The organism is Streptomyces sp. NPDC091416, assembly GCF_044756845.1.
Classification (GTDB): Bacteria; Actinomycetota; Actinomycetes; order Streptomycetales; family Streptomycetaceae; genus Streptomyces.
Map to the genome: position 1 here is coordinate 1 of NZ_JBIVTU010000051.1, position 3,714 is coordinate 3,714.

2 protein-coding genes and 1 pseudogene are annotated in these 3,714 nt (G+C 67.2%); 2 read left to right on the top strand and 1 reads right to left on the bottom strand.

From position 1 onward, the window contains the following. Window positions 1-606: 606 nt before the first annotated feature. Together ACIQMX_RS42360 and ACIQMX_RS42365 are read left to right on the top strand one after the other, a co-directional pair. Complete coding sequence (locus ACIQMX_RS42360; protein WP_402487043.1) at window positions 607-1,497, top strand: GNAT family N-acetyltransferase; 891 nt, start codon at window positions 607-609, stop codon at window positions 1,495-1,497. Between the two features lie 73 nt (window positions 1,498-1,570). Then, window positions 1,571-2,574, top strand: a pseudogene (locus tag ACIQMX_RS42365) (IS5 family transposase). 66 nt (window positions 2,575-2,640) lie between these two features. On the opposite strand, the gene ACIQMX_RS42370 reads toward ACIQMX_RS42365, so the two are convergent. Continuing rightward, window positions 2,641-3,390 (bottom strand): class I SAM-dependent methyltransferase, encoded by a 750-nt coding sequence (locus ACIQMX_RS42370; protein WP_402487045.1) that lies wholly within the window; start codon window positions 3,388-3,390, stop codon window positions 2,641-2,643. Window positions 3,391-3,714: the final 324 nt, after the last annotated feature.

Here is a 3,714-nt window from a genome sequence, read left to right on the forward strand (position 1 = left end):
GCTCAGCCGAAGGCCGCCCGCATGTACCGCAGTTACCAGTCCGAGTGATCAAGTACGAGGACTCGTTCGGGCCCTGAGGTTAAAGATCAAGCTAGTCGCGCACACGCTGGCTGACGACGGAAGGTGAGCTGCTCGTACGTGCGACGCAGCCCTTCGCCACGCAGGGCGCCGACCGCTCCTTCCCGCACCCGTACCGTCCCGGGCTGCCCCGGGGAACAAGGGCCCCAGCACCGTTGGCCGAGGCGTCCGACGTCTCAAGTCCACCCTGCTGGGGCCTCGCCGGTCCCTGCCCTGGCGTACTGCCCTGCCCCCACACCGGTTGGACGGCCCGTCACAGAGCCATCGCCATTGCCCTGCCCGTATGCGTTTGGCAAGATCACCCGTGGCCGAAAACGTAACGCGTCTGCCATGGCACATAACCGGCGACGTCGAACAGCCCTTCGCCATTTCGCACATCCATAGTCCCGTCAGCGCGTGGCGAACCGCTGCCCTCCCGCCTGAAAGCGTGTGATGACCTCTCCCAGCAGTGAAGCTCCTCGCCTGTCCGCCATCTCGGGCCCCGGTTCGGAACTCGATCGAGTCCTTGCCCTCACCTCTCGCGAACCCGTGTGGCGCCTGTCCGCCGACGCCTACCGGGCAGAGGCCGCCCAACAGCAGTACCGCCCGGAGTGGACCTGGGCCGCATGGAGCCCGGACGGCCGGGTTCTGGCGCGTGCCCTGTGGTGGGGGCAGAGCGACAGCACCCATCCGATCGCACTCGACTGCCTCGCGATGGCCGACGACGTCCCCACTGCCGAAAGAGCCGCACTGGGTGCCGCACTTCTGGACGCGGGACATCAAGCCTTCCGCGAAGCGGGCGCCGAGGCCCCACCGCTGTACAACCTCATGCGCCTGCCCGGCGCATGGCGGGACGATCCTGAACACGTCACCGCCGTGGCCTGGCGCCAGGAAGCCGCCCGCAGGGCCGGGCTGACCGTCGAGGTGGAGCGCCTGCAGTTCGAGTGGACACCCGAAGTGCCGCTGCCCGCCGAACCCGAGCGACTGGTGTTCTCCCCGGAACCCGACGACGACGTCTTCCTCGCCGCGATGCTGCGCGTGGCGGAGGGCACACTCGACGCCCACACCCTGGAGGGCGAGGCGGCCAATGGCCGTGAGGCCACCGCACGCGAGAGCCTGCAGTTCTACCTCGACCGGCCCGGCAAGCGGGAATGGTGGCGACTCGCGCACACCCCGGACGGCGCCCTGGCCGGCCTCGCGATCCCGTCGGCCACCCCGTACAACCGCAACGTCGGCTATCTCGGCGTCGTCCCCGAACTGCGCGGTCGCGGCTACGTGTCCGAGATCCTCGCGGCCATGACCCGCTTCCAGGCCGCGGACGGTGCCGAACGCATCACCGCCACGACCGACCTCGGCAACCAGCCGATGGCAGCGGCGTTCACCCGCGCCGGATACCGCACCACGGAAACCCGGCTCATCTTCACCGCACCGATGGACTAGGGCGCGTATCGAGTCATGATCAATCTGCGGGATCCGGCCTCGCTGCGAGGCGTGATCAGGTAGATCGTCTTGCGTGACGCGAGTGCAACTGACCGATGATGAGTGGGAGTTCATCGGGCCGTATCTGCCGGTCGGTGAGTACGGTCCGTATCCCGAGCGACTGCGGCAGCAGTTCGAGGGCGTGATCTGGCGATTCAAGACGGGCGGGCAGTGGCGTGAAATGCCGCAGGAGTTCGGTGCCTGGTCGACCGTCTCCAACCGCTTCCGCCAGTGGCGGGACGCGGGAGTTTTCGAGGCCCTGTTGGAGGGGCTGATCGCCGAAGCAGCGAAGCGGGGCGAGGTGGACCTGTCGCTGGTCAGCATCGACTCCACCACTGCGCGGGCTCACCACGACGCTGCCGGGATGCACCTGGACGAGGACGTCCTCACCGCACTGGAGGAGGTTGCCACCCAGGAGGAGAAGGCCCGGTCAAAGGGGGCGGCCTCGAAGAACAAAACGGGCAGGCAGTCGAAATCGATCCTGAGCGGAAGGAGCGACGGCGGATCCGGTGGCGGCGCAAGCTCCGGCTCAAGGCCGCCCTCCTGGGACGCTCCAGGGGTGGGCAGACCAGCAAGGTCCACCTCGCTGCCGACCGCAAGTGTCGCCCGCTGGCTTTCGTCCTGACCGAGGGGCAGGCCGCGGACAGCCCGCAGTTCATCCCCGTGTTGGGGAAGATAAGGGTCCGCGTGCCCCTCGGCCGCCCCCTGACCCGGCCGGACGCGGTCGCCGGGGACAGGGCCTACTCGTCGCGCGGCAACCGGGCCCACCTGCGGCAACGCGGCATCAAGGCGGTCATTCCGGAGAAGAGGGACCAAGCAGCCAACCGTAAGAAGAGGGGCTCCAGAGGCGGTCGACCCGTCGGCCACGATGCCGACCTCTACAAAGAGAGGAACACCATCGAACGCCTGATCAACAAGCTCAAAGCCTGGCGGGGCATCGCAACCCGGTATGACAAGACACCCGGCAGCTACCTCGCCGGCCTGCACCTGCGCGCTTCAATGATCTGGATCAAAGACCTCACCCGTACCACCCAGTGAGTGTGCAGCTCGATACACGCGGGTGACCTGACAGTCACGACTCGCTGGCGTCGGAGACTTGCCCGGTCAGAGCGGGCCGGCCGTCCTGTAGACGGAGACGTGGGAGCGCGACTCCGCGGTGAATTCCGCTCCCGTCCAGTCTGCGTGCCTGGACTCCAGCGTCATTCCGGCCAGCTCGGCCATCAGGTCGAGTTCAGCCGGCCAGATGTATCGGTGTGGGCTGCGAAACAGGCTGGCCTCACGGCCACCTTCGGCGTCGAACCCGAAGTGGTGCGAGACGACCTGCTGGCGCAGAACATCGTAGGTGTCGAGCCCGATATAGCCCGGCGCCGACCCGAAGACCACGCCCTGCTGACCTGGCGGCAACTTGCGAAGCTCGGGGACCCACAGCTCGATGACGAACCGCCCACCCGGCGCGAGGTGGCGTGCGGCATTTCGGAAACAGGCAACCTGCTCAGCCTGCGTGAGCAGGACCGAGATGCCGTTGTAGACGAGGTAGACGAGCTGGAACTCGCCCGGGACTCGCGCAGCGGCCATGTCGCCGACGACGACCGGAATGGCCGCCTCGTCCGCTTGGGTACGGAGCTGATCGACCATCGGCTTCGACAGCTCGATGCCACTGACCGGGACGCCGCGCTCCGCGAGCGGCAGTGCCACCCGCCCGGTCCCGATGGCGAACTCCAGCGCCCTCCCACCCCCGGTGAGCTCCGCCAGGCGGTCCACCGTCGGCCCCAACACCTCCGATGCGAACATGCCAGTCCCAGGGGTGTCATAGCTCTGAGCGGCCTGGTCATCCCAAATCTCACTTTGAAGCATAAGCAGCGATGATCGACCACCGTCCGAAGAACGTCAACGCACTTTCCCCACAGCCGAGATGAGGGCGCGCCACTGCGGGCTCCGACTCGACCCAACAACGGCACCCCGAGAAGCACCCGCGCTGCTCTACGTTCCGGCCATGCCCATGACGTGACGTGCCCGTCTCCCACGCTGGCGGACACCTCGGCGCGGACTCAAAAAGTCACATTGATCACGACTCGATACGCGCCCTAGTACTGCAACGGCGTTTGGTGTGACTGGTGGCCAGGGCAGTCGTTGATCCGAATATGGGTGGGGAACTCGGTGAGGTCAGGGCGTGGGCAG

Coding starts and splice junctions, on each gene's coding strand:
- ACIQMX_RS42370 (WP_402487045.1), bottom strand. CDS start 3,390: ATGCTTCAAAGTGAGATTTGGGATGACCAGGCCGCTCAGAGCTATGAC.